Genomic DNA, 22321 nt, shown 5'->3' with positions numbered 1-22321 from the left:
ACCGTAACTGCCTGTCTTTATTGTTACGGATAAGCCATGTCGGCGACCTGCTCACGCTCCCTGTTCTTTATGGTTTTCACGGCGGGAATCCTGGCGCTGGGAGCTTCCTACTACCTTGAATACACGGTCGGCCTCATGCCGTGCAGCCTGTGTCTGGTGCAGCGACTCTTTCTGAGTGTCCTTACCGCCTGCTGTGGCGTGGCGGCCGTGCATGGGCCCGGACGCTTCGGTCTGTCGCTCTACTGGTTCGGTGCGCTGTCGGCCAGCCTCGGCGGCACGATGGCGGCCTGGCGACAGGTACTGCTGCAGAGTGATTCGCTGCATCACCTAGCGCAGTGCGCGCCCGGCGCGCAAGAGTTGTTCAGCCACCTTCCCTGGCTCTGCGCATTGGGGCGGATGTTCAATGACAGCGAGGATTGCGCGCAATTGTCCTGGACGCTGTTCGATCTGAGCATTCCGGAGTGGAGTCTGCTGTTCTTCGTCGCCATGTCGATCCTGGCGGTTTATCAATTGCTGCGCCTGGCCTGGAGCGCTCTGCAACGACCGCTCAGCGGCGAACCGTCGCACCGGGCATTGGCCGGGGATTAAACACTTGTATGAACTTTCTCTCCTGCGTACCTTGAAGCCATAGGCGTGCGGGCATAATCTGGCCCGCACGTGTCATTGGATTTATGTTGCTCGGTGACACTCTGCCTGCCCGCCTCTCAAAGCAACAGCCAAAGAAAGAGGCGCAGGTGCAGGGCAGCATGACCCACAAGGGAAGAGAGATCGCCATGCTCGAAAGTTGTCAGAATGCTCAGGAACGTTGGGGTGGAGTTCATCTGCTGATCGACCGCTGGCTCCAGGAGCGTGAGGAACTGATCGCCGCTTACGACAAGCTGGGTGCCAAACCTCAGTCGCTATCCGAGGATCGAAAGCCTTTGCAGGAATTCTGCGGTGTGCTGGTCGATTACGTTTCGGCGGGGCACTTCGAGATCTACGAACAGCTGACGGGCGAGGCCAAGGCCTTCAATGACAAGCGCGGCCTGGAACTGGCCGAGACGATCTATCCGCGGATCGATGTCATCACCGAAAAACTGCTCGCGTTCAACGACCTTTGCGATGAAGGCAAATGCGTTGCGGAGAAATTCAAGGAGCTGGGCGGCCTGCTTCACGAACGCTTCGAACTGGAAGACTGCCTGATCGAAGTGCTGCACACCGCCCACAAGGAAGAGGATTCGGTTCAGGCCTGAGCCGACCCTGCAAGACACACAAACGGTGCGCCCCAAACGCACCGTTTTTTATTGGGCGATCAACTGGTCGCGCCGCGCAATTCGACTTCGAACACCAGCGGTGTGAATGGCGCGATCAAGTCGCCGGCACCGTCGGCGCCGTAAGCCTGATCCGATGGAATCACCAGGCGCCACTTCGCGCCCACCGGCATGTTTTGCAACGCGGTGCGCCATCCGGCGATCACGCTGTCGAGATTGAACCACTGCGGCTGAGTGTTCTGGTCGAACACGGTGCCGTCCGGCAGCCGCCCGATATACAGCACCTGTACTTTTCCGTCGGGGCCGGCTTTTGCGCCAGTTCCTGGAGTCAACTCGGTCAACAGAATGCCGTCAGCCAGCTCCTTTACGCCGGGCTTGGCCTTTTCCGCCGTGAGAAAGCGCTGCTCGTTTTCCATTGCCGCATCACTTGAAGGCATGGTCGCGTGCTCGGCCGTCTGCGATTCGTGATCGGCCAGAATCTGTTCGATCCGCGCTTCGCTCAATGCCAGAGGCTTGCCTTGATAAGCCTGTTGCAAGCCTTCGATCAATGCCTGGATCTGCAGTTGCGGAACCTCCTGACGCAGCCGTTCACCGAGGCTCGCGCCGAGACTGTAGGCCAGATCATGGGCATCGTTCGCGGTGTTTTTTTCGTCGGCCTGGACCGCCGAAAAGAACATGCAGAGGGATAAAAAAAGGTAGCGCGACATGGGCACTCTCCGTCCTGAATTGCGGTGGATTATGCCAGCGCGAACGTCTGCAACGGTGAACTGCTTTTGCCAATGCGCAGAAGTTTTTCGCAAGCCTGCAACCGAGTGCTTTCGATACTGTCAACATGCCCTAGCGGCGGTAGCAGCAGAGGTCTAGTATGAGCCGCACTCACGTCAGCCAGGAGGTAAACCATGTCGGCCACCAAGAAGCCTGTAAACACTCCGTTGCATTTACTCCAACAACTCTCGGGCAGCTTGCTCGAGCATCTGGAAAACGCTTGCTCCCAAGCCTTGGCTGATGCTGAAAAACTGCTCGCCAAACTGGAAAAGCAACGCGGCAAGGCGCAAGAAAAACTGCACAAATCCCGCACCAAATTGCAGGACGCAGCAGCAGCCGGTAAAGCCAAGGCGCAGACCAAGGCCAAGGCTGCCGTGAAGGAACTCGAAGACCTGCTCGATGCGCTGAAGGAGCGTCAGTCCGATACTCGCGGCTACATTCTGCAACTCAAGCGCGATGCCCAGGAAAGCCTGAAACTGGCGCAGGGTGTCGGTCGTGTTCAAGAAGCCGTCGGCAAGGCGTTGTCCCTGCGTTCGGCCAAACCGGCAGCGGCGCCTGTGAAAAAAGCGGCCGCCAAACCTGCTGCGAAAGCCCCTGCCAAAGCCGCCGCAAAACCAGCCGCGAAGAAACCCGCTGCAGCCAGCGCTGCCAAACCTGCGGCCAAAACCACAGCGGCCAAACCAGCTGCCGCGAAGCCGGCTGCTGCAAAACCAGCCGCCAAACCTGCGGCGAAAACCGCTGCTGCGAAAGCGGCTCCGGCAAAAACCGCCGCTGCAAAACCTGCTGCCAAGCCAGCCACCAAAGTGGCCGCTAAACCGGCAGCAAAACCAGCCGTGAAAGCCGCCGCTAAACCAGCCGTCAAAACGGCTGCTGCCAAGCCTGCGGCGAAAACTGCTGCCAAACCGGTTGCTGCCAAACCTGCTGCCAAAGCTGCAGCGAAACCAGCGGCCAAGCCTGCGGTAAAAGCTGCGGCCAAACCTGCTGCAAAACCAGCGGCCAAACCGGCTGCTGCAGCGAAGCCTGCAACGACTGCCGCCAAGCCAGCGACCGCTGCCAAACCGGCCGCCAAACCAGCAGCGAAACCTGCTGCAAAACCTGCGGTGAAAAAGCCTGCCGCTGCCAAGCCAGCAGCAAAACCAGCTGCAGCAAAACCGGCCACTGCGCCTGCTGCCAAACCTGCCGCAGCGGCAACCCCGGCTCCGACCGCAGCTCCTGCATCCGCCGCCACTACCTCGACCACCGCAACCACGCCATCGTCGGCGCCGGTGTCGAGCGTCGCCAGCAACCCGTCCAGCGCTTCCTAAGCGCCGGTCGCCGCGACGCGCAGCACTTGCAGCGCGTCGCGGTTCAGGTTGGCCGCCGGGCCGGCCAGCACTTGCAGCCAGTCACTCGATTCCTTCGAATTACGCTTCCAGCCTTGCGCGGCGCCTTCCAGTCGTGACAGCAGCGCACGCTCCGCCTCAAGCTCCAATCCTTTGATCTGCTCGCGCATCCCCTTGAGCACCGGATCGGTGTCGGCCAGGGTTTTCCACTGCATGCGCAATGCGCGTAATGGCTGCACCACTTCCCGGTCCCAGGGCTCTGTCAGCTCCAGAAGCTGTCGAGCACGTACCTCGTCACAGGTTGCATCGCGTTGTTCCAGCCATAAACCGCACAGCATCAGGCACACGTTGGCCCCCGCCGATTGCAGGCGCAGGCAGGCATCCTCCACGCCGGGACGGGCGTAGACGGCAAGGGCAAAGCTCCACAGGTCAGAGGACATCGTGCTACTCGCGCCAGTTGCGGGGGAAGCTGGTAGACTCCGCCGCCATTATGATCCGACTTCAGAACCTGACTTTACAGCGTGGCCCGCAACGTCTGCTAGAAGACGCCGAGCTGACCCTGCACGCCGGCCACAAAGCCGGCCTCATCGGTGCCAACGGCGCCGGCAAATCCAGCCTGTTCGCCTTGCTCCGCGGTGAGTTGCACCCGGACTCCGGCGACTGCCTGCTGCCGGCCGACTGGCGTATCGCCCACATGCGCCAGGAGGTCGACACGCTCGAGCGCCTGGCGGTCGACTATGTGCTGGACGGCGACCTGCGTCTGCGCGAAGTACAGCGCGAGCTCGCAGCAGCCGAAGAGGCCCATGACGGCACCGCGCTGGCCCGCCTGCACGCCGAACTCGACAGCGCTGACGGCTACACCGCCGATGCGCGGGCGCGCAAGCTGCTCGCCGGTCTCGGTTTCACCAACGAGCAGATGGATCGTCAGGTAGGAGATTTCTCCGGTGGCTGGCGGATGCGTCTGAACCTTGCGCAGGCTTTGATGTGCCCATCAGACCTGCTGCTGCTCGACGAACCGACCAACCACCTGGACCTCGACGCCATCATCTGGCTCGAAGACTGGCTGAAAAGTTACCCCGGCACCTTGCTGCTGATTTCCCACGACCGGGATTTCCTGGATGAAGTGGTCGATCACGTGGCCCACGTCGATCAGCGCAAGCTGACGCTCTACCGTGGCGGCTACACCGCGTTCGAACGCGCCCGTGCCGAACGTCTGGCCCAGCAGCAACAGGCCTACGAGAAGCAACAGGCGCAGCGTGCGCACATGGAAAGCTACATCGCCCGCTTCAAGGCCCAGGCCACCAAGGCCCGTCAGGCCCAGAGCCGGATCAAGGCCCTGGAGCGGATGGAGGAGCTGTCGGCGGCCCACGTCGATTCGCCGTTCGATTTCGTGTTCCGCGAGTCGACCAAGATCTCCAGCCCGCTGATCGACCTGTCCGATGCGCGCTTGGGTTATGGCGAGAAAACCGTGCTGGAGAAGGTCAAGCTGCAACTGACCCCCGGCGCGCGGATCGGCTTGCTCGGCCCCAACGGCGCGGGTAAGTCGACCCTGATCAAGAACCTCGCCGGCGAACTCGAACCGCTGGCCGGGCGCCTGACTCGCGGTGAGAACACCGTGGTCGGTTACTTCGCCCAGCATCAGCTCGACTCGCTGGACGCCAAGGCCAGCCCGTTGCTGCACTTGCAGCGTCTGGCGCCGACCGAGCGCGAACAGACCCTGCGCGACTTCCTCGGTGGTTTCGACTTCCGTGGCGCGCGGATCGACGAGCCGGTGCTGAATTTTTCCGGTGGCGAAAAGGCCCGTCTGGCCCTGGCGTTGATCGCCTGGGAGCGGCCGAACCTGTTGCTGCTCGACGAACCGACCAACCACCTGGATCTGGAAATGCGCCTGGCGCTGACCATGGCGTTGCAGGAGTTCAGCGGTGCGGTGCTGGTGGTTTCCCACGATCGGCATTTGCTCAAGAGCACCACCGACAACTTCTTCCTGGTCGCGGACGGCAAGGTCGAGGAGTTCGATGGCGACCTCGAAGACTACGCCCGTTGGCTGGTCGAATACCGCCAGCGCAACGCCCCGGTCAGCAACACGCCGGTCAACCCGGACAAGACCGACAAGAAGGCTCAGCGTCAGGCCGCCGCTGCATTGCGTCAGCAACTGGCGCCGCACAAGCGCGAGGCCGACAAGCTCGAAGCCGAGCTTGGCAAGCTGCACGAGAAACTGGCCAAGGTCGATGCCAGCCTCGGCGACAGCGACCTCTACGAGCCGGCGCGCAAGAACGAATTGCGCGACCTGCTGGCCGAACAGGCCAAGCTGAAAGTCCGCGAAGGCGAACTTGAAGAAGCGTGGATGGAAGCTCTGGAAACGCTGGAAAGCATGCAGGCGGAGCTGGAGGCGTTGTCCTGATGGAAGCCTTCAAACTTCCATTGCCGGCGATGTGGGTCGAGCCGATCTGGCTCGGCGTGCAGATTCTGCTGATCCTGCTGGCCGGTTACTTCGCCCAGCGTGTCGTCGCCCGATTCCTGACTCGCCTGGGCGAGAAGTACCCCTTCCCTCCGCAGCTGCTGATGCCGCTGCGCGGTGGCCTGCGCTGGCTGATCATGGGCAGCGCGTTGATCTTCGTGCTGGAACGCCTCGGGGTGTCGGCCACGGTGCTGTGGACCGCGCTGTCGGGCTTCGTCGCGGTGGCGGCGGTGGCGTTCTTCGCCATGTGGAGTGTGCTGTCGAACCTGCTCTGCGCGATTCTGATCTTCACCGTCGGCCCGTTTCGTCTGGGCGATGTGGTGGAGCTGGTGGACACCACCGACAAGCCCGGCGTCAAAGGCCGGGTGGTGGCGATCAATCTGCTCTACACCACGCTGATCGAAGCCGAAGAACTCGGCACCGGCAGCGCCATGGTGCAGGTACCCAACAGCCTGTTCTTCCAGCGTTCGGTGCGACGCTGGCGCGGCACGGATGTCTTCCCTTCCAGCGGTTTCGAAAAGTGATCGGACGCCGGCCACGTTGGTCGGCGGCCGCAACATCCTGCAAAAATCGGTAGTCATCCGGCCAAATCCGCATTAGCTTTGAGGATTGTCACGAGTCCGAAGTCGAGGTGTGCGATGGAGCTTCAAACATGGCTGGCGTTTTTTGCCGCGTGTTGGGTAATCAGTCTTTCTCCGGGTGCCGGCGCCATTGCGTCGATGTCCAGCGGCCTGCAATACGGTTTCTGGCGCGGTTACTGGAACGCCCTGGGCCTGCAGATCGGCCTGGCTGTGCAGATTGCTATCGTCGGCGCCGGTGTCGGCGCGATCCTCACCGCTTCGGCCACCGCGTTCCATGCGATCAAATGGTTCGGTGTCGCCTACCTGGTCTATCTCGCGATCAAGCAGTGGCGCGCACTGCCGATGGACATGAGTGACGACGCGGCGGTGCGGCCGATCGGCAAACCGCTGGCCCTGGTGTTCCGTGGCTTTCTGGTGAACATCAGCAACCCCAAGGCGCTGGTGTTCATGCTCGCGGTGCTGCCGCAGTTCATCAACCCTCACGCGCCACTGCTGATCCAGTACGTGGTGATCGGTGCGACCATGATCTGCGTCGACCTGATCGTCATGGCCGGCTACACCGGGCTGGCGTCGAAGGTGCTGCGCCTGTTGCGCACGCCGACCCAGCAGCGACGCATGAACCGCACGTTTGCCGGGCTGTTCATCGGTGCGGCGGCGTTCATGGCGACGTTGCGCAAAGCGGCCGTATAAAGCGTGCAGCCGCAAAAAAAGGCGACCTGAGAAGGTCGCCTTTTTCGTTTCCGGCAGCCGGTCAGTGCAGAATCACCGGCGCCGTATCACGCGGCAGATTGTTGCGCTGCTGCGGTTCACGCGGTTGCTCGTAACCGCCACCGCCAAGCTGCATGCTCAGCTGTCCGGCCACGTCTTCGCCCAGCGCCTTCGACACGTCACGCACCACCCGCGGGCGGTTGAGCGAGATCTTGATGTCGCGGTGGTTCACCAGTTTGGTGTCCTGCGCTTCACCCATCGCCGTGAAGGCCGAAGTGATTTCGAAGGTCTTGGTGTTGATCAGGCTGAAATCGGCCACCAGCGTCAGGCCCAGCACGGCTGAATAGCTGTCGGTGTTCGCCAGCTCGTTCACGTCCTGGGTGAAGTCGATGTCCGACACGGTGCCGAACAGCACGTAGTCGGCACCCTTGAAGTTGCCGGCCTTGATCCGCTTGATCACGTCGTAGACGTCACCCTTGGAGGACGCGGTGTATGGCGTGCCCTGCACCAGCTGGAACATGCCGGTGCGCAGGATTTCACCCTTGATGTCGCCGGTGAACTTGCGCAGTTCGGTCTGTTCGATGTAGCTGGTGGTGGCTTCGAGCTCGTTGTAGCTCGAAGAACCGCTGGCGCTGTAGTAACCCTCACGGTAATTGTTCTGGGCCGAAACGATGTGGATGTATTGCTCCACACGTTCCTGATACGCCAGATCCGTCACCGCGACTTTCGGGGCCGCTTGCACGCTGAACGCGCAAGCCAGGGCCATCATGCCAATCCATGTGCGCATCGATTAACGCTCCGTGGTTTTGCGGATCTCTTTCTCGTCCATCCACTCGGCCAGACCGCTTTCAACGTCGATCAGTTGCAGGCTGAATTTGTAGAAGACGTCCTTGTAGTCGCTGCTGCGCTTGACGATCGAGCTGATCGAACCTTCAAGACGGTATTTGGCGGCGACCATGTTGCCGGTCTTGGCCACGGTGCTCTTCTTGTACAGGCCGCTCTGGTTTTGCAGCTTGAGCTGGTCGACCTGGCTCTGCATCGCGGTGTTGTCGCTGGCGAAGCGGGCGGTGCCGGACTTCATCAGCTGGGTCTTGATGCTGGTGGTGATTTCGCGGGTGTCGATGTATTCGCTGGTCTTGTTCTTCACGTCGTAGACCTGAACCACCGGACGGCCCTGCAGAATGCCGGACTGGGCCAGGGAGCGGGTCATCGACTCGGCGATCATCTGCAGGTCGGTCGAGCCGAACTCGTTGGTCACGGTTTCAACGGCCTTGGTGTCGCCATAGCTGATGTTCTTGCTGCCCAGGGTCGGCGAAGTGTTGGCGCAACCGGAGGCCAGCAGGGCGAGGACGGCGATGAAGGAAAAGCGTGCAAACATGGGAATGCTCTCTGAATCGGGAATAGGGTGTCGGGCTTAAGGCGTCTTCATTTCAAGACGGAAATCCACGGCTTTCGGCGTTGGGGCGATGCCCTGGATGAAGCTGGTCTGGGCGCCGTACATCATCTGGCTCTTCCAGACTTCTTCTTCGGCAATCGGGAAGCCTTCCGCACCGAGCCACGCGAAGCGGTAGTAGAAGGTCTTGTTGCTGTTGAGGGTGTTGGTCAACTGCACATTGACGGTCATGAAGCCGTTTTCGCGGGCGACGCGCATGGCGCCGACCGCGATGTGTTTCTGCGGGCCCATGGCCACGACCTTGCTCGCGGCGCTGCCCGGCTCCGGTGGTGGCGGGGTGGCGCAGCCGCTGGCCAGCACGGCGAGGGCGGCGACGGCGAAGAGTTTGAAGCGCATGCAAAGACTCCGTTCTTAAGGTTGTTTGAGACTGGCCACGGCGGTGGCGCCAGCACTCGGGATCACGTGAGCGGCGAGGCCTGCGGCGAATACCTGGTTGCCCACGGCGCGCAGGGTGATCACCTGAAAACGCTGATCGACGTTGATCTTGACCACCGAACCGCCCACGGCACTTGGCAGGGTGACCTGATGTTCACCTTTTTTCAGACGCAGGCGCACCACTTGGGTGGTGTCCGGCAACGTGCGCCACGTACGGGTATCGGCACCTTCGAGCACCGCTGAAGAGATACCGACTGCCAGACCCGCCAGCGGGTTGGTTTCGTTGATCTTCTTCTGCGCCACGCCCTTGGTGATCGCGCGCACGGTGGTGCGCAGGATGATTCCCGGCATGTCATCGCGCAGGGCGCGGCGGGACATGGCGGTGGTGCTGTTGAGGGCCGTCAGGTCCAGTTGCCGGCCGTCGACGCCGATCTGCGCAAACGTTGCGGTCGAGGTGTCCGGCTTGATGATCGGGAACGACAGCGGAGTGATTACCACGTTGTTGGAGATTGGCAGCGGCAGCGGCACGCGGATCGAGTCACGGGCCGGCGCCAGACCGCTCTGCACCACGATCAGAATGTCGCTGTCATCGCTCTTGACCGGTTTGTCGAGGTTGACCAGCGCCTGCTCCAGCAGCGGCGTTTTCGGACGCAGCTCGGCAGCCTTGCGATAGCCTGGTGCGGCGAGGTCTTTCTCGCCCAGGGCTTCGTAGACGAAACCGGCCAGGTAATGGCTGAACGCACTCTGATAGCTGTTTTTCAGGCCGATCACTTCCGGGGCGTCGAGGCTGGCGACCGGGTAGCCCTGCAAGTCCTTGTACTCGGTCTTGATGCCTTGCTTCTCGGCTTCCTCTTCGCTCTTGAGGTATTCCTTGTCACGCAGGTCGGCGATCACCGCTTCACGTTCGTGAGTCTTCTTGATCGCGGTGCGGGCGCCGTCGAAGTCGTTGACCGCCAGCAGATTCAGGGCCATTTGCGTGGTCAGCATGACTTTTTCGTAGTCGTAGCCTTCGTAGCGACGGACTTTGTCATTGACCAGGAAGCTGCCGAACTGGGCCAGGTACTTGTCGGTGTCGAGCTTGACCGAGTCTTCCCACTTGCCCACCACCTGATCGGCGCTGGTCCAGGCGTTCTGGCTGCCGGACAGATCGCCCTTGGCGCGCAGCAGTTCGCCTTTCTCGAAGTAATAGAGCAGGTCCTTGTCCGGGCCGGTGTTGTTCTTTTCCAGCAGAGTCAGGGCGGCGTCAACGTTGCCGGTGGCCAGTTGCTGGTTGGTCTGGGCCAGTTCGGAGTCGTAGTTGCGAAACGCCGAACAGCCGGACAGCAGGGTGACGGCGCCAAGCGCGATCAGAGTGGGAGCGCGGAATGCCATGGGGTACTTCTTCCATGAGTAACGACAGCCTCGGGTGCGGGTCGGGCTGCTGGGACCGATCGGCAGTGGCGCTGGCCTCCTGCCAATTCCTCATAATCAGAGGAGCTTTAATGCCGCATCGCGATAACGAGGGCGCGGCATTATAGGCGGCGGATGCTGGCTATGTAATAGCTTTTTAATTGCACCAATTAGTTAGATGCCATTATTTATTTCAGGCCGGATACCACGCGGCTTTCCGCTGAAACGGACGCCTGGAAAGCACTGCCATTGGCATAGATTCGGTCGCCGAGGGCTCGCAGGCCGATGATCTGGCGATCCTGATCGATGCGGATTTTCAGCGGTGCGACACCGGGTGCGGTAGGCAGGCTGATCAAGTGTTCGCCTTTCTTCAGACGCAGGCGCAGCACTTGCGTGAGGTTGGGCAGGGTGCGCCAGGTGCGGGTGTCTGCGTGCTCGAATCCATCGTAATGGGTTACATAGGACGCCTTCGCCGGGTTGCGCCGATTGTCGGTGCCTTGGACGTCTGCGGCGAGGAACGCTCGATACGTGGTGCGCTGAATGATCCCGGGCATGTCGTCACGCAGGGTGCGCAGGGACATGTCGGTGATGTTGTTGATCGTGATCAGCTTCTTTTGGCGGCCGTCGAGGCTTATCTGATTGAAAGGCTGGGTGGAGGTGTCGGGCACCATTACCGGAAACGATACATTGGCGACGATCACCTGACCGTCCTCAAGCTTCACCGGATATGGCACGCGCACCGAGCTGCGAGCCGGTGCCAGTCCGCTTTGCACGATGATCAGCACGTCGCTTTCGCCGGCCTTGAGCCCGGGGCTGTCGAGGTCACGCAATGCCTGTTGGAAGAACGGCATGTCAGGGCGCAGTTCTATGGCCTGACGATAACCCGGTGCAGCCAGATCCTTTTCACCCAGGGCTTCATAAGTGAAGCCGGCCAAATAATGGCTGAACGCACTTTGATAGCCGTTCTTCAGAGCGATGACTGCAGGCGCATCCAGCATGACGACCGGGTAACCTTGCAGGTCCTTGTAATGCACACGGGCGCCCTGGTCCTTGGCGGCGTTTTCAACACGCTCGTATTCGAGCTCTCGTTGCCGGGCGATCAGTGTTTCGCGCTCGTGGGTTTTCTTGATGTCCGCACGAGCGCCGTCGAAGTCGTTCACGGCCAACTGATTCAGGGCCATTTGCGTGGTCAGCATGACCTTTTCATAGTCGTAACCATCGTAGCGACGAATCTTGTCGTTGATGATGCTGCCCCATTGATTGCCCAGGGCGGAAAGCAGCTTGTCGCCGTTGGTTTCAATGGCGTCCTGGCGCTGAATCACCATCTGTTCGGCGCTGCGCCAGGCAACCTGACTTTGCGGCAACTCGCCGGCAGCGCTGAGTACCGCGCCTTTCTCGAAGTAATAAAGCAGGTCTTTCTCTTCATCCGGGTTATGCGCCTCGATCAGGGCCAGCGCACCGTCGGTGTTGCCCGCTTTCAACTGATCGGTTGTCTGTTCCAGTTCCAGGTCGTAATTGCGGTAGGCCCCGCAACCGCTCAATTGCAGGACCGCGCTTAACAGCAAGGGAAACAGCAGACAATGGCGCATGACCACGAGATTTTCCTTAATCGAAAGGGGCGAGAGGCGACGCAGTATAGAGGCGAGTGATGGCTATGTGCTGCAGCACAATGCGCGTAATACCGATGCGGCCAACGAGAAAGCTTGAGTCAGGCTCCCCCGACGTGAACAATGTGTTACTTCGCATTTCCAATTGAGACCCTTTCATGACTGCCTTGTCCCGATTCCTGGCCTGGCTGGTGTTCCCGTTGTTTGCCCTGAGCAGCTTCAATCTGCTGGCCGATACCGTGGAAGGCGCGCCGCAAGCGCTGCACCTGCTCGATTACATCAGCGCCGATTACCCGCCAACGGTACAAGCGGGCAAGGTCATCGACGATGCCGAATACCGCGAGCAGCTTGAGTTCACCCACGCCTTGCAGGGGCTGATCGCCGGCATGCCGGCCAAACCGGAGAAGGCTGGTCTGGAGCAGGGCATCGACGCTTTGCTCGCCGCCATCACCGCGAAGCAGGACGGCGCGGACGTCGCCCGTCAGGCCCGGCAACTGGGGGCGAAACTGGCGGTGGCCTATGAAGTCAGCCAGGCCCCGATCATCACCCCGGATCCGACCCGTGGCGCGCCGCTCTATACCCAGCACTGCTCCGTGTGCCACGGCACCAACGGTGCCGGCGATGGCCCGGCGGGTGTCGGCATGGAGCCCGCGCCGGCCAACCTGCGTGACGCGGCGCGCCTGGATCACCTGAGCCTGTACGCGATCTACAACACCCTCGGCCAGGGCGTCGAAGGCACCGACATGCCGGCCTTCGCCGATCAACTGGATGATCGTCAGCGCTGGGATCTGGCGACCTATATCGCTCAGTTCAGTGTCGATCCGGCCACGGCCAAAACCGACAAGACTTACAACATCGCCGATCTCGCCCGTCAGACGCCGGCCGAAGTGCAGGCCTCTGAGGGGCTTGAGGCGGCTGCGATCTTCCGTGCTCAACGGGCGCAACCGCCGCAGGTCAAGCGTGGCCCGGCGCAGTTGCTCGACTACACCGCCGCGACTTTGGACAAGAGCCTGGCCGCTTATCGTGCCGGCGAACGTGATCAGGCGTATGACTTGTCCGTTGCAGCGTATCTGGAAGGTTTCGAACTGGTCGAAAGCTCGCTGGATAACGTCGACGCCAACGTGCGCAAGGACACCGAAAAATCCTTGATGGCCTACCGGCAATCGCTGCAGGACGGCTTGTCGGTGGAGCAGGCCGAGCAGCGTCTCGACGCGGCGAAGGCCAAGCTCAAGGAATCGGCCGGCCTGCTCGGCAGCGACGGTTTGAGTGGGTCGTTGAGCTACATTTCCGGTCTGCTGATTCTGCTGCGTGAAGGCCTGGAAGCCATTCTGGTACTGGCAGCGATCCTCGCGTTCCTGCGCAACACCGGCCAGCAATCGGCGGTGCGCAGTGTCAACGTCGGTTGGGGACTGGCGTTGCTGGCCGGTCTGGGGACCTGGGCGCTGGCGGCGTATGTGATCGACGTCAGCGGCTCCCAGCGTGAACTGCTGGAAGGCGCCACGGCGTTGTTCGCCAGTGTCATGGTGCTGTGGCTCGGGGTTTGGATGCATGACCGTCGGCACGCGGCAGCCTGGCAGGATTACATCAGTCAGAGCCTGGTCGGTGGCGGCGGACGGTTCGGCTTCGCGGTCCTGGCATTCTTCTCGGTGTATCGCGAGCTGTTCGAAGTGATCCTGTTTTACGAAACCCTGTGGTTGCAGGCCGGTCCTGCCGGACACAACGCGGTATTGGCGGGCGGCGCAACGGCGCTGGTGCTGCTGTTCGGCCTGGCGTGGATCATTCTGCGCGGTTCAGCGAAATTGCCGTTGACGCTGTTCTTCAGCATCAACGCGGCGCTGCTCTGTGCGTTGTCGGTGGTATTCGCCGGTCACGGTGTGAAGGCGTTGCAGGAAGCCGGGATCTTGGGCACCCGGCCGGTGGCGTTCTTCGATTTCGACTGGTTGGGGATCCATGCCGATGCCTACTCGTTGACCGCGCAGGCCGTGGCGATTGCGGCGATCATCGTGCTGTACGGCCGCAGTCGGGTGGCTGAAAAACGTAGGGTGACGGCTGCTTGAAGGCATTCGCTGCGCTCATATTTGCGAGGTAGAAAACATGCGCGTATGGATCGATGCCGACGCCTGCCCGAAGATGGCCAAGGAGCTGGTGGTCAAGTTCGCCCTCAAGCGCCGATTCGAAGTGGTGCTGGTGGCTGGGCAGCCGCAGAGCAAACCGGCGCTGGCAATCGTCAAGCTGATCGTGGTGCCGAGCGGCCCGGATGCGGCGGATGATTATCTGGTGGAGTACGCGGTGCCGGGTGAACTGGTGATCTGCAGCGACATTCCGCTGGCCGACCGGCTGGTGAAGAAGGGCGTGGCAGCGCTGGACCCGCGAGGCAAGGAGTTCGACGCGCAGAACATGGGGGAGCGGCTGGCGACACGCAACCTGTTTACCGATCTGCGCGAACAGGGCCAGGTCAGCGGCGGCCCGGCGCCGTTCGGCGATCGGGAGAAGCAGGCGTTCGCCAATGCGCTGGACCGGATCCTCACCAGGCTCGCCCGCACAACCTGAACACTACACAAATCCCTTGTGGGAGCGGGCTTGCCCGCGAAGGCGGTGTGTCATTCAACGAATAGTTGTCTGACCTGACGTCTTCGCGAGCAAGCCCGCTCCCACATTGGGTGTGTGTTCGACCAAGAGATCAGGCGTCGTTTTCGTGAGTCAGTTCGAGGACGCGGTCGACCAGCTTGTTGATCCCCGAAGCCGCCTCACTGATCGACTGCGCCAGCATGTAGGCCGGGGTGGTCACCAGTTTGCGTGCCTTGTCTTCGATGATGTCGGTCACCGCGCAGTCTTCGTGGGTGGCGCCCATCTTGCCGATGGCTGCTGCGGTGTCGGCATCGTTGCCAATGGTGCAGGTCACACCCGGGCCGTAGATCTTGGCGGCCAGCGCCGGCGAAATGCAGATCAGTCCCACCGGTTTACCCGCTTCGGCAAAGGCTTCGGCCAATGCCAGTACGTCAGGCTGGACGCAGCAGCCAGCGCCGTCGACGGCGAAGTTCGACAGGTTCTTCGCCGCGCCGAAACCGCCGGGCACGATCAGCGCATCGAAATCATCGACATCGGCTTCACGGACATCCTTGACGTTGCCCCGGGCGATGCGCGCCGATTCCACCAGCACGTTGCGCGACTCGGGCATCTCTTTGCCGGTGAGGTGGTTGATCACATGCAATTGCGCGATGTCCGGGGCGAAGCACTGCACCTGGGCGCCACGCTGATCCAGGCGCAACAGGGTGATGACGCTTTCGTGGATCTCGGCGCCGTCGTACACGCCGCAACCGGACAGGATCACTGCAACTTTTTTGCTCATGGGTTTCTCTCCAGATTCATGGCGCTAAATGTCCACTAATTTGTCGTTCGTTGCCATAGGGTCTAGCCGCGGCTACACCTAGGATCTGTGCACACGGATCTCGATCAGGGCGCGTCATGAACTTCATTCTGTATGCGGTGCCGTTTTTCTTCGTATTGATCGCGGCCGAGCTGATCGCCGACCGTTGGCGCGGGGTGAGCAACTATCGCCTGGCCGATGCGGTGAACAGCATCAGCACCGGGGTGCTGTCGACCACCACCGGCCTGCTGACCAAGAGCGTGGGGCTGGTGACCTACGGCTTTGCCCTGGAGCATCTGGCGCTGCTCAGGCTGCCGGCGGACAGCGTCTGGGTGTGGTTCTTCGCCTTTGTTCTCTACGATTTCTGCTACTACTGGCTGCACCGCATGGGTCACGAACGGAACATCCTCTGGGCGGCGCATTCGGTGCATCACCAGAGCGAGGACTACAACCTTTCCACTGCCTTGCGCCAGACCAGCACCGGGTTTTTGCTCGGCTGGATCTTTTACCTGCCGATGGCCGTGCTCGGGGTGCCGCTGCTGGTGTTCGTCAGCGTTGCGGCGCTGAATCTGCTGTATCAATTCTGGGTTCATACCCGGCACATTCCCAAGCTCGGGTGGTTCGAATGGTGCTTCGTCACGCCGTCCAATCATCGGGCTCACCATGCACAGAACGCTCTCTACATGGATCGCAACTACGGCGGGGTGTTCATTATTTGGGACCGTCTGTTTGGCTCGTTCCAGGAAGAGGACGACGATGAACCGGTGATTTTCGGCGTGACCACACCGCTGGCGAGCTGGAATCCGTTGTGGGCCAACCTGCAGTTCTACGCGCAGCTTTGGGACGACGCGCGGCGTGCCGGGCGCAAGTGGGACAAGTGGCGGATCTGGTTCATGCGCACGGGATGGCGGCCGGCGGATGTGGCGGAGAAATACCCGATGAGCAAGCCGGACCTGAGCCGGTTCCGCAAATTCGAAGTGCCGCTGGGCGCCCGACAGCAGGGGTATGTGGCGCTGCAATTCAGCGTGTACGTGGCGCTGGGCAGTTATCTGATGAATCTGGAACACCGTCTGCCCACCAGTGCATTGGTGCTGGGCTGGGGCGCGGTGGCGTTCGGTTTGTTTGTGTTGGGCGTGGCCCTGGAGAATCGCCCGTGGGCGCTGAAACTGGAGCTGCTGCGGTTGGCGGCGAACCTGCCGCTGGTGTGGCTGGCGCCGCAGGTCGGGCTATGGCCGGCCGGCCCGCCGATGTGGGTCGGCCTGTTCGGTTACAGCCTGCTCAGCGGCATCGGGCTGTATTGCTGCCACCGGCGCTTTACTCGGCTGGCGTCTTAGGCTCGGCGGCCTCGGCCTGTTCGGCTTTGTGCCGCTCGGCCTTGGCCAACTGCTCGTCCTCATAGACTTTCTTGGCCAGCCGGGCATTCTTGAACCGGCGGCGCAGCCACAGGCCCAGGCCGAGCACCAGCAGCGCGCCCAGTACCCACAATTCATACTTCTTGATGCTGCCGAGCATGCCTTCGAGCACGGCGCCGAAATGGTAGGCGGCAGCGGCCAGGGCGGTGGCCCAGATCGCGGCGCCGATACCGTTGAGCAGCAGATAACGTCCCGGCGGATAGCCCGACAGGCCGATCGCCACCGGCATCACCGTGCGCAGGCCGTACACGAAGCGGAAACTCAAGACCCAGATGTCCGGGTGCTTGCGGATGTGTTCCAGCGCGCGGTCGCCCATCATCTGCCAGCGCGGCTTGCGCGCCAGCAATTTGCGCCCGTGCTTGCGGCCCAGGAAGTACCACAGCTGATCGCCGGCATAGCTGCCGAAGAACGCCACGACCACCACCAGTTTGATGTCCATGTATTCACGGAACGCGAGGAAGCCCGCGAGCACCAGGATGGTTTCGCCTTCGAAAAACGTCCCGAGAAACAGGGCAAAGTAGCCGAAGTCATGCAGAAATTGTTGGAGCATTGTCTGGGTGCTGGCGAAATGAACGCGCAGCCTAACCCTTCGGACACATTCAGGAAAGTGTCGAAATGTGTCTCGACGTTAACATTTCCTACAACGACAATGGATTGCGGCTACGTGTCACAGGGGTGCACATAACTGTAATACGACCGTCATAATGGCCGCTTATAACTGTCACGCTCGCCCGTTTGCGCGGGCTCAGGAGTCTGCCGTGAGCTTTACCCCAGCCAACCGCCTGTTCCCCGCCACCCGCCTGCGTCGCAATCGTCGTGATGATTTTTCCCGGCGGCTGGTGCGTGAGAATGTCCTGACGGTCGATGACCTGATCCTGCCGGTGTTCGTGCTCGACGGTGAAAACCGCCGCGAAGCCGTGGCCTCGATGCCGGGCGTCGAACGCCTGACCATCGACCTGCTGCTTGAAGAAGCCGCCAAATGGGTCGAATTGGGGATTCCGGCACTGGCGCTGTTCCCGGTCACGCCACCTGAACTCAAATCCCTCGATGCCGCCGAAGCCTGGAATCCCGAAGGTATCGCCCAGCGCGCCACCCGCGCCCTGCGTGACCGATTCCCGGAGCTGGGCGTGATCACTGATGTCGCCCTCGACCCGTTCACCACTCACGGTCAGGACGGCATTCTTGACGAAGAAGGCTACGTGCAGAACGACATCACCGTCGATGCACTGGTCAAACAGGCGTTGTCCCATGCTGCCGCAGGCGCCCAGGTGGTTGCCCCGTCGGACATGATGGACGGCCGCATCCAGGCGATCCGCGAAGCGCTGGAGCTGGCCGGTCACGTCAACGTGCGGATCATGGCCTACTCGGCCAAGTACGCCAGTGCCTATTACGGCCCGTTCCGTGACGCCGTGGGTTCGGCCGCGAACCTGGGCAAGGCGAACAAGGCCTCCTACCAGATGGACCCGGCCAACAGCGACGAAGCGCTGCACGAAGTGGGCGCGGACTTGTCTGAAGGCGCGGACATGGTCATGGTCAAACCCGGCATGCCGTACCTGGACATTTTGTTCCGGGTAAAAGATGCCTTCAAAGTGCCGACCTTCGTCTATCAGGTCAGCGGCGAATACGCCATGCATATGGCGGCGATCCAGAATGGCTGGTTGAGCGAAGGCGTGATCCTCGAATCCCTGACCGCCTTTAAACGTGCCGGCGCTGATGGCATCCTGACTTACTTTGCTGTCCGCGCCGCTCAATTGTTACGAGAGCAGAAATAGCCCTCCCAGGAACATTCGATGAATACCGAAGGACTCACTGAAGTTGCCGTAAAAGAAGCTCAACCCGTGGTCGAGCAGATTTCCGAAACCCCGCCGGAACTGGAGCCTGCGCCACCCGCGCCGGCAACTGAACCCGTCGCGGCGGCACCGGTGATCGCGATTCCCGGCCTGGATGACAGCAGCCTGTACATCCACCGTGAATTGTCGCAACTGCAGTTCAATATCCGCGTGCTGGAGCAGGCGCTGGACGAGTCCTACCCGTTGCTGGAGCGGCTGAAGTTTCTGCTGATCTTCTCCAGCAACCTCGACGAATTCTTTGAAATCCGCGTCGCCGGCCTCAAGAAGCAGATCACCTTCGCCCGTGAACAGGCCGGCGCCGATGGTCTGCAACCGCATCAGGCCCTGGCCCGCATCAGCGAGCTGGTGCACGGTCATGTAGACCGCCAGTACGCGATCCTCAACGACATCCTGCTGCCAGAGCTGGAAAAGCATCAGGTGCGTTTCATCCGTCGCCGCCACTGGACGACCAAGATCAAAACCTGGGTGCGCCGCTACTTCCGCGACGAGATCGCGCCGATCATCACCCCGATCGGCCTCGACCCGACGCACCCGTTCCCGTTGCTGGTGAACAAGAGCCTGAACTTTATCGTCGAGCTCGAAGGCATCGACGCCTTCGGTCGCGATTCCGGTCTGGCGATCATTCCGGCACCGCGTCTGCTGCCACGGATCATCAAGGTGCCGGAAGAAGTCGGCGGACCTGGCGACAACTATGTGTTCCTGTCGTCGATGATCCACGCCCACGCCGATGATCTGTTCCAGGGCATGAAGGTAAAAGGCTGCTACCAGTTCCGCCTGACCCGAAACGCCGACCTGGCGCTCGATTCCGAAGACGTCGAAGACCTGGCCCGCGCCCTGCGTGGCGAACTGTTCTCCCGTCGTTACGGTGACGCCGTACGCCTGGAAGTCGCCGACACTTGCCCGAAACACCTGTCGGACTACCTGCTCAAGCAGTTCAACCTGAGCGAGACCGAGCTTTATCAGGTCAACGGCCCGGTCAATCTGACCCGTCTGTTCAGCATCACTGGTCTGGACAGCCATCCGGAGCTGCAATACACGCCGTTCACCCCGCAGATCCCGAAACTGCTGCAGAACAGCGAGAACATTTTCAGCGTGATCAGCAAGCAGGACATCCTGCTGCTGCACCCGTTCGAGTCGTTCACCCCGGTGGTCGACCTGCTGCGCCAGGCCGCTAAAGACCCGCACGTTCTGGCCGTGCGCCAGACGCTGTACCGCTCCGGTGCCAACTCGGAAATCGTCGATGCGCTGGTGGACGCCGCGCGTAACGGCAAGGAAGTGACGGCGGTCATCGAGCTGCGTGCGCGCTTCGACGAAGAGTCCAACCTGCAACTGGCCAGCCGCCTGCAGGCGGCGGGTGCGGTGGTGATCTACGGCGTGGTCGGCTTCAAGACCCACGCCAAGATGATGCTGATCCTGCGCCGCGAAGCCGGCGAAATCGTGCGGTACGCGCACCTCGGCACCGGTAACTACCACGCCGGCAACGCCCGCCTGTACACCGACTACAGCCTGCTGACCTCCGACGATGCCTTGTGCGAAGACGTCGGCAAACTGTTCAGCCAGTTGATCGGGATGGGCAAAACGCTGCGCATGAAAAAACTGCTGCATGCGCCGTTCACCCTCAAGAAGGGCATGCTCGACATGATCACCCGCGAGACGCAGTTCGCGCTCGACGGCAAGCCGGCGCACATCATCGCCAAGTTCAACTCGCTGACCGATCCGAAGATCATCCGCGCGCTGTACAAGGCCAGCCAGTCCGGCGTGCGCATCGATCTGGTGGTGCGCGGCATGTGCTGCCTGCGTCCGGGTATCGCCGGGGTTTCGCACAACATTCACGTGCGCTCGATCATCGGTCGCTTCCTTGAGCACACCCGAGTGTTCTACTTCCTCAACGGTGGCGAGGAGCAGATGTTCCTGTCCAGTGCCGACTGGATGGAGCGCAACCTCGACAAGCGCGTCGAGACTTGCTTCCCGGTGGAAGGCAAGAAGCTGCTGACCCGGGTCAAGAAAGAGCTGGAGCTGTACCTGACCGACAACACCCACAGCTGGAGCCTGCAATCGGACGGCCGCTACATCCGCAACACGCCGACCGGCAACCAGAACCCGCGCAGTGCCCAGGCGACTCTGCTGGAGCGATTGGGCAGCCCGATTCTGCCGGTCAGCAGCTGACCGCAGGTTTCAAGGCCATAAAAAAGGCGATCCATCCGGATCGCCTTTTTTGTGCCTGCCGGTTACTCAGTGCACGGTCAGAACAATCCCCACCCGTGTCAGCCACTCCGCCTCAAGCGCGAAATCCGCCTGGGTCAGCTGGTTTTCATCCAGCCAGTTCTCCGGGAATTCCACGTCGAGGTTGTTGCCGTTGGCGTGCAGCGCCACTTGCGGCATTGCCTGGGTGCCACGGATATGGTGGAACAGGATGGCGAAACGCAGCAGTACGCACAGGCGGATCAGCTTGTCGCCCTCGTCGCCGAACTCGGCGAACTTGTCCTTGGGGATGTTGCGGCGGTGGCCGCGCACCAGCAGGGCGAGCATTTGCTGGTCTTCGCGGGAGAACCCGGCGAGGTCCGAGTGCTCGATCAGGTAGGCGCCGTGCTTGTGGTAGTGGTAGTGAGCGATGTCGAGCCCGACTTCGTGCACTTTCGCCGCCCAGCCCAGCAGTTCGCGCCAGATGCCGTCTTCCAGTTCCCAGTCCACGGCCACTTGATCGAAGGCGTGCAGGGCTTTGCGCTCGACCCGTGCGGCCTGTTCCAGGTCGACGTGGTAGCGCTCCATCAGCGAGGTCAGGGTGCGTTCGCGTACGTCTTCGTGGTGATGGCGGCCGAGCAGGTCGTAGAGCACGCCTTCACGCAGCGCGCCTTCGCAGTGGTCCATGCGTTGCAGTTCGAGGGCGTCGAAGATCGCTTCGAGAATCGCCAGGCCCGCCGGGAAGATCGCCCGGCGATCCGGCTTGATGCCTTCGAAATCGATCTTGTCGACATCGCCGAGCTTGAACAGGCGACGCTTGAGCCACGCCAGACCTTCGGCGTTCACTTCGCCGGTACCGTGACCGCCGGCCTTCAGCGCCAGGCCGATGGCGCGGATGGTGCCCGAGGAGCCGATGGCTTCATCCCAGGTCAGACGGTGCAGGGCGTGTTCGATGCTCATGATTTCCAGCCGCGCCGCCGTGTACGCCTGGGCGTAGCGGGCCGGGGTGATCTTGCCGTCCTTGAAATAGCGCTGGGTGAAACTCACGCAGCCCATTTGCAGGCTTTCGCGCAGCAACGGCTCGAAACGCTGGCCGATGATGAATTCGGTACTGCCGCCGCCGATGTCGGCGACCAGGCGTTTGCCCGGGGTGTCGGCGAGGGTGTGGGACACGCCGAGGTAGATCAGACGCGCCTCTTCACGGCCGGAAATGACTTCCACCGGGTGGCCGAGGATTTCTTCGGCGCGGTGGATGAACTCCAGGCGGTTACGGGCTTCGCGCAGGGCATTGGTGCCGACGATCCGCACGGCGCCCAGCGGCATGCCGTTGATCAGTTGGGCAAAACGCTTGAGGCAGTCGAGCCCGCGCTGCATGGATTCTTCGTTGAGATGGCGCTCATCGTCGATGCCGGCAGCCAGCTGAACCTTCTCCCCGAGACGTTCGAGAATACGGATTTCGCCGTTCTGGGCCTTGGCCACGACCATGTGGAAGCTGTTGGAGCCCAGGTCGATCGCGGCGATCAGGGACAGATTCTTGGCTTGGGATTGCGGCATGGTCTGGGGGTCTCGGTCGATAACCCCGACATCGTGCCACGATCAAACG

Annotated in this window: 21 protein-coding genes; 11 read left to right on the top strand and 10 right to left on the bottom strand. The window is 61.6% G+C overall.

The genetic code is table 11. The features are described from left to right. Positions 1-36 precede the first annotated feature (36 nt). Together ACSPX5_RS22660 and rsd are read left to right on the top strand one after the other, a co-directional pair. Positions 37-588: a disulfide bond formation protein B gene (locus ACSPX5_RS22660; RefSeq protein ID WP_169432421.1), complete on the top strand. Its 552-nt coding sequence runs from the start codon at positions 37-39 to the stop codon at positions 586-588. 185 nt (positions 589-773) lie between these two features. Continuing rightward, positions 774-1232, top strand: a complete 459-nt coding sequence (rsd, locus tag ACSPX5_RS22655) for a sigma D regulator (protein ID WP_169432719.1) — start codon at positions 774-776, stop codon at positions 1230-1232. Between the two features lie 59 nt (positions 1233-1291). Here the strand turns inward: rsd and ACSPX5_RS22650 are convergent, their stop codons facing one another. Further along, positions 1292-1957: an FKBP-type peptidyl-prolyl cis-trans isomerase gene (locus ACSPX5_RS22650; RefSeq protein WP_169432420.1), complete on the bottom strand. Its 666-nt coding sequence runs from the start codon at positions 1955-1957 to the stop codon at positions 1292-1294. 192 nt (positions 1958-2149) lie between these two features. Here ACSPX5_RS22650 and ACSPX5_RS22645 point away from each other — a divergent pair, with 192 nt between their 5' ends. Beyond that, complete coding sequence (locus ACSPX5_RS22645; RefSeq protein WP_439820297.1) at positions 2150-3319, top strand: AlgP family protein; 1170 nt, start codon at positions 2150-2152, stop codon at positions 3317-3319. On the opposite strand, the gene ACSPX5_RS22640 is transcribed toward ACSPX5_RS22645, so the two are convergent. Next, positions 3316-3777 (bottom strand): TIGR02444 family protein, encoded by a 462-nt coding sequence (locus tag ACSPX5_RS22640; RefSeq protein WP_323159712.1) that lies wholly within the window; start codon positions 3775-3777, stop codon positions 3316-3318. The two genes, ACSPX5_RS22645 and ACSPX5_RS22640, sit on opposite strands and share 4 nt — an antisense overlap. 50 nt (positions 3778-3827) lie before the next feature. Between ACSPX5_RS22640 and ACSPX5_RS22635 the strand changes: the two genes are divergently transcribed. The 3 genes from ACSPX5_RS22635 to ACSPX5_RS22625 all read left to right on the top strand — a co-directional run bounded on the left by ACSPX5_RS22635 (position 3828) and on the right by ACSPX5_RS22625 (position 7066). After that, a complete protein-coding gene (locus ACSPX5_RS22635; protein ID WP_439820296.1) occupies positions 3828-5738 on the top strand; it encodes an ATP-binding cassette domain-containing protein in 1911 nt (636 codons plus the stop codon). Then, positions 5738-6319 (top strand): mechanosensitive ion channel family protein, encoded by a 582-nt coding sequence (locus ACSPX5_RS22630; protein ID WP_011336505.1) that lies wholly within the window; start codon positions 5738-5740, stop codon positions 6317-6319. The genes ACSPX5_RS22635 and ACSPX5_RS22630 overlap by 1 nt, the downstream gene beginning before the upstream one ends. Before the next feature lie 114 nt (positions 6320-6433). After that, positions 6434-7066 (top strand): LysE family transporter, encoded by a 633-nt coding sequence (locus tag ACSPX5_RS22625; protein WP_207863856.1) that lies wholly within the window; start codon positions 6434-6436, stop codon positions 7064-7066. A 61-nt stretch (positions 7067-7127) separates the two neighbouring features. Here ACSPX5_RS22625 and ACSPX5_RS22620 read toward each other — a convergent pair whose 3' ends face one another. The 5 genes from ACSPX5_RS22620 to ACSPX5_RS22600 all read right to left on the bottom strand — a co-directional run bounded on the left by ACSPX5_RS22620 (position 7128) and on the right by ACSPX5_RS22600 (position 11890). Continuing rightward, positions 7128-7871 carry a penicillin-binding protein activator LpoB gene (locus ACSPX5_RS22620; protein WP_085612047.1) on the bottom strand — a complete coding sequence of 248 codons (744 nt, stop codon included), beginning with the start codon at positions 7869-7871 and terminating at the stop codon, positions 7128-7130. Between the two features lie 3 nt (positions 7872-7874). Next, positions 7875-8462 (bottom strand): penicillin-binding protein activator LpoB, encoded by a 588-nt coding sequence (gene lpoB / locus ACSPX5_RS22615; RefSeq protein ID WP_169432415.1) that lies wholly within the window; start codon positions 8460-8462, stop codon positions 7875-7877. A gap of 36 nt (positions 8463-8498) precedes the next feature. Continuing rightward, the gene (locus ACSPX5_RS22610) at positions 8499-8873 is read right to left on the bottom strand and encodes a YcfL family protein (RefSeq protein WP_085731449.1); all 375 of its coding nucleotides are present in this window, start codon (positions 8871-8873) and stop codon (positions 8499-8501) included. A 15-nt stretch (positions 8874-8888) separates the two neighbouring features. Then, positions 8889-10283: a COG3014 family protein gene (locus ACSPX5_RS22605; RefSeq protein ID WP_207863855.1), complete on the bottom strand. Its 1395-nt coding sequence runs from the start codon at positions 10281-10283 to the stop codon at positions 8889-8891. A 206-nt stretch (positions 10284-10489) separates the two neighbouring features. Then, the gene (locus ACSPX5_RS22600; RefSeq protein WP_439820295.1) at positions 10490-11890 is read right to left on the bottom strand and encodes a COG3014 family protein; all 1401 of its coding nucleotides are present in this window, start codon (positions 11888-11890) and stop codon (positions 10490-10492) included. A 176-nt stretch (positions 11891-12066) separates the two neighbouring features. On the opposite strand from ACSPX5_RS22600, the gene ACSPX5_RS22595 reads away from it, so the two are divergent. Together ACSPX5_RS22595 and ACSPX5_RS22590 are read left to right on the top strand one after the other, a co-directional pair. Continuing rightward, positions 12067-13965, top strand: a complete 1899-nt coding sequence (locus ACSPX5_RS22595) for an FTR1 family protein (RefSeq protein WP_439820294.1) — start codon at positions 12067-12069, stop codon at positions 13963-13965. A gap of 37 nt (positions 13966-14002) precedes the next feature. Continuing rightward, positions 14003-14458 carry a YaiI/YqxD family protein gene (locus tag ACSPX5_RS22590; protein WP_169432411.1) on the top strand — a complete coding sequence of 152 codons (456 nt, stop codon included), beginning with the start codon at positions 14003-14005 and terminating at the stop codon, positions 14456-14458. 130 nt (positions 14459-14588) lie between these two features. Here the strand turns inward: ACSPX5_RS22590 and elbB are convergent, their stop codons facing one another. Further along, the gene (gene elbB / locus ACSPX5_RS22585; RefSeq protein ID WP_169432410.1) at positions 14589-15257 is read right to left on the bottom strand and encodes an isoprenoid biosynthesis glyoxalase ElbB; all 669 of its coding nucleotides are present in this window, start codon (positions 15255-15257) and stop codon (positions 14589-14591) included. A 116-nt stretch (positions 15258-15373) separates the two neighbouring features. On the opposite strand from elbB, the gene ACSPX5_RS22580 reads away from it, so the two are divergent. Beyond that, positions 15374-16609 (top strand): sterol desaturase family protein, encoded by a 1236-nt coding sequence (locus tag ACSPX5_RS22580; RefSeq protein WP_439820293.1) that lies wholly within the window; start codon positions 15374-15376, stop codon positions 16607-16609. Here ACSPX5_RS22580 and ACSPX5_RS22575 read toward each other — a convergent pair. Further along, on the bottom strand, positions 16590-17237 hold the full coding sequence (locus ACSPX5_RS22575) for a DedA family protein (protein WP_169432408.1): 648 nt from the start codon (positions 17235-17237) through the stop codon (positions 16590-16592). The genes ACSPX5_RS22580 and ACSPX5_RS22575 overlap by 20 nt on opposite strands. 208 nt (positions 17238-17445) lie before the next feature. Here ACSPX5_RS22575 and hemB point away from each other — a divergent pair, with 208 nt between their 5' ends. After that, on the top strand, positions 17446-18459 hold the full coding sequence (gene hemB / locus ACSPX5_RS22570) for a porphobilinogen synthase (protein WP_007951836.1): 1014 nt from the start codon (positions 17446-17448) through the stop codon (positions 18457-18459). Between the two features lie 18 nt (positions 18460-18477). After that, a complete protein-coding gene (gene ppk1 / locus ACSPX5_RS22565) occupies positions 18478-20703 on the top strand; it encodes a polyphosphate kinase 1 (RefSeq protein ID WP_207863851.1) in 2226 nt (741 codons plus the stop codon). Positions 20704-20769: 66 nt separating this feature from the next. Here the strand turns inward: ppk1 and ppx are convergent, their stop codons facing one another. Beyond that, positions 20770-22272 (bottom strand): exopolyphosphatase, encoded by a 1503-nt coding sequence (gene ppx / locus ACSPX5_RS22560; protein WP_169432406.1) that lies wholly within the window; start codon positions 22270-22272, stop codon positions 20770-20772. Between the last annotated feature and the right edge of the window lie 49 nt (positions 22273-22321).

This window comes from Pseudomonas sp. HLG18 (genome assembly GCF_051903985.1).
GTDB classification, from domain to species: domain Bacteria; phylum Pseudomonadota; class Gammaproteobacteria; order Pseudomonadales; family Pseudomonadaceae; genus Aquipseudomonas; species Aquipseudomonas fluorescens_BT.
This window is presented reverse-complemented; position numbering and strand designations above follow the sequence as displayed.

Excerpts from the sequence above, each read along its gene's own strand:
- ACSPX5_RS22660 (WP_169432421.1), top strand. The coding sequence starts at position 37 with ATGTCGGCGACCTGCTCACGCTCCCTGTTCTTTATGGTTTTCACGGCG.
- rsd (WP_169432719.1), top strand. The coding sequence starts at position 774 with ATGCTCGAAAGTTGTCAGAATGCTCAGGAACGTTGGGGTGGAGTTCAT.
- ACSPX5_RS22650 (WP_169432420.1), bottom strand. The coding sequence starts at position 1,957 with ATGTCGCGCTACCTTTTTTTATCCCTCTGCATGTTCTTTTCGGCGGTC.
- ACSPX5_RS22645 (WP_439820297.1), top strand. The coding sequence starts at position 2,150 with ATGTCGGCCACCAAGAAGCCTGTAAACACTCCGTTGCATTTACTCCAA.
- ACSPX5_RS22640 (WP_323159712.1), bottom strand. The coding sequence starts at position 3,777 with ATGTCCTCTGACCTGTGGAGCTTTGCCCTTGCCGTCTACGCCCGTCCC.
- ACSPX5_RS22635 (WP_439820296.1), top strand. The coding sequence starts at position 3,828 with ATGATCCGACTTCAGAACCTGACTTTACAGCGTGGCCCGCAACGTCTG.
- ACSPX5_RS22630 (WP_011336505.1), top strand. The coding sequence starts at position 5,738 with ATGGAAGCCTTCAAACTTCCATTGCCGGCGATGTGGGTCGAGCCGATC.
- ACSPX5_RS22625 (WP_207863856.1), top strand. The coding sequence starts at position 6,434 with ATGGAGCTTCAAACATGGCTGGCGTTTTTTGCCGCGTGTTGGGTAATC.
- ACSPX5_RS22620 (WP_085612047.1), bottom strand. The coding sequence starts at position 7,871 with ATGCGCACATGGATTGGCATGATGGCCCTGGCTTGCGCGTTCAGCGTG.
- lpoB (WP_169432415.1), bottom strand. The coding sequence starts at position 8,462 with ATGTTTGCACGCTTTTCCTTCATCGCCGTCCTCGCCCTGCTGGCCTCC.
- ACSPX5_RS22610 (WP_085731449.1), bottom strand. The coding sequence starts at position 8,873 with ATGCGCTTCAAACTCTTCGCCGTCGCCGCCCTCGCCGTGCTGGCCAGC.
- ACSPX5_RS22605 (WP_207863855.1), bottom strand. The coding sequence starts at position 10,283 with ATGGCATTCCGCGCTCCCACTCTGATCGCGCTTGGCGCCGTCACCCTG.
- ACSPX5_RS22600 (WP_439820295.1), bottom strand. The coding sequence starts at position 11,890 with ATGCGCCATTGTCTGCTGTTTCCCTTGCTGTTAAGCGCGGTCCTGCAA.
- ACSPX5_RS22595 (WP_439820294.1), top strand. The coding sequence starts at position 12,067 with ATGACTGCCTTGTCCCGATTCCTGGCCTGGCTGGTGTTCCCGTTGTTT.
- ACSPX5_RS22590 (WP_169432411.1), top strand. The coding sequence starts at position 14,003 with ATGCGCGTATGGATCGATGCCGACGCCTGCCCGAAGATGGCCAAGGAG.
- elbB (WP_169432410.1), bottom strand. The coding sequence starts at position 15,257 with ATGAGCAAAAAAGTTGCAGTGATCCTGTCCGGTTGCGGCGTGTACGAC.
- ACSPX5_RS22580 (WP_439820293.1), top strand. The coding sequence starts at position 15,374 with ATGAACTTCATTCTGTATGCGGTGCCGTTTTTCTTCGTATTGATCGCG.
- ACSPX5_RS22575 (WP_169432408.1), bottom strand. The coding sequence starts at position 17,237 with ATGCTCCAACAATTTCTGCATGACTTCGGCTACTTTGCCCTGTTTCTC.
- ppk1 (WP_207863851.1), top strand. The coding sequence starts at position 18,478 with ATGAATACCGAAGGACTCACTGAAGTTGCCGTAAAAGAAGCTCAACCC.
- ppx (WP_169432406.1), bottom strand. The coding sequence starts at position 22,272 with ATGCCGCAATCCCAAGCCAAGAATCTGTCCCTGATCGCCGCGATCGAC.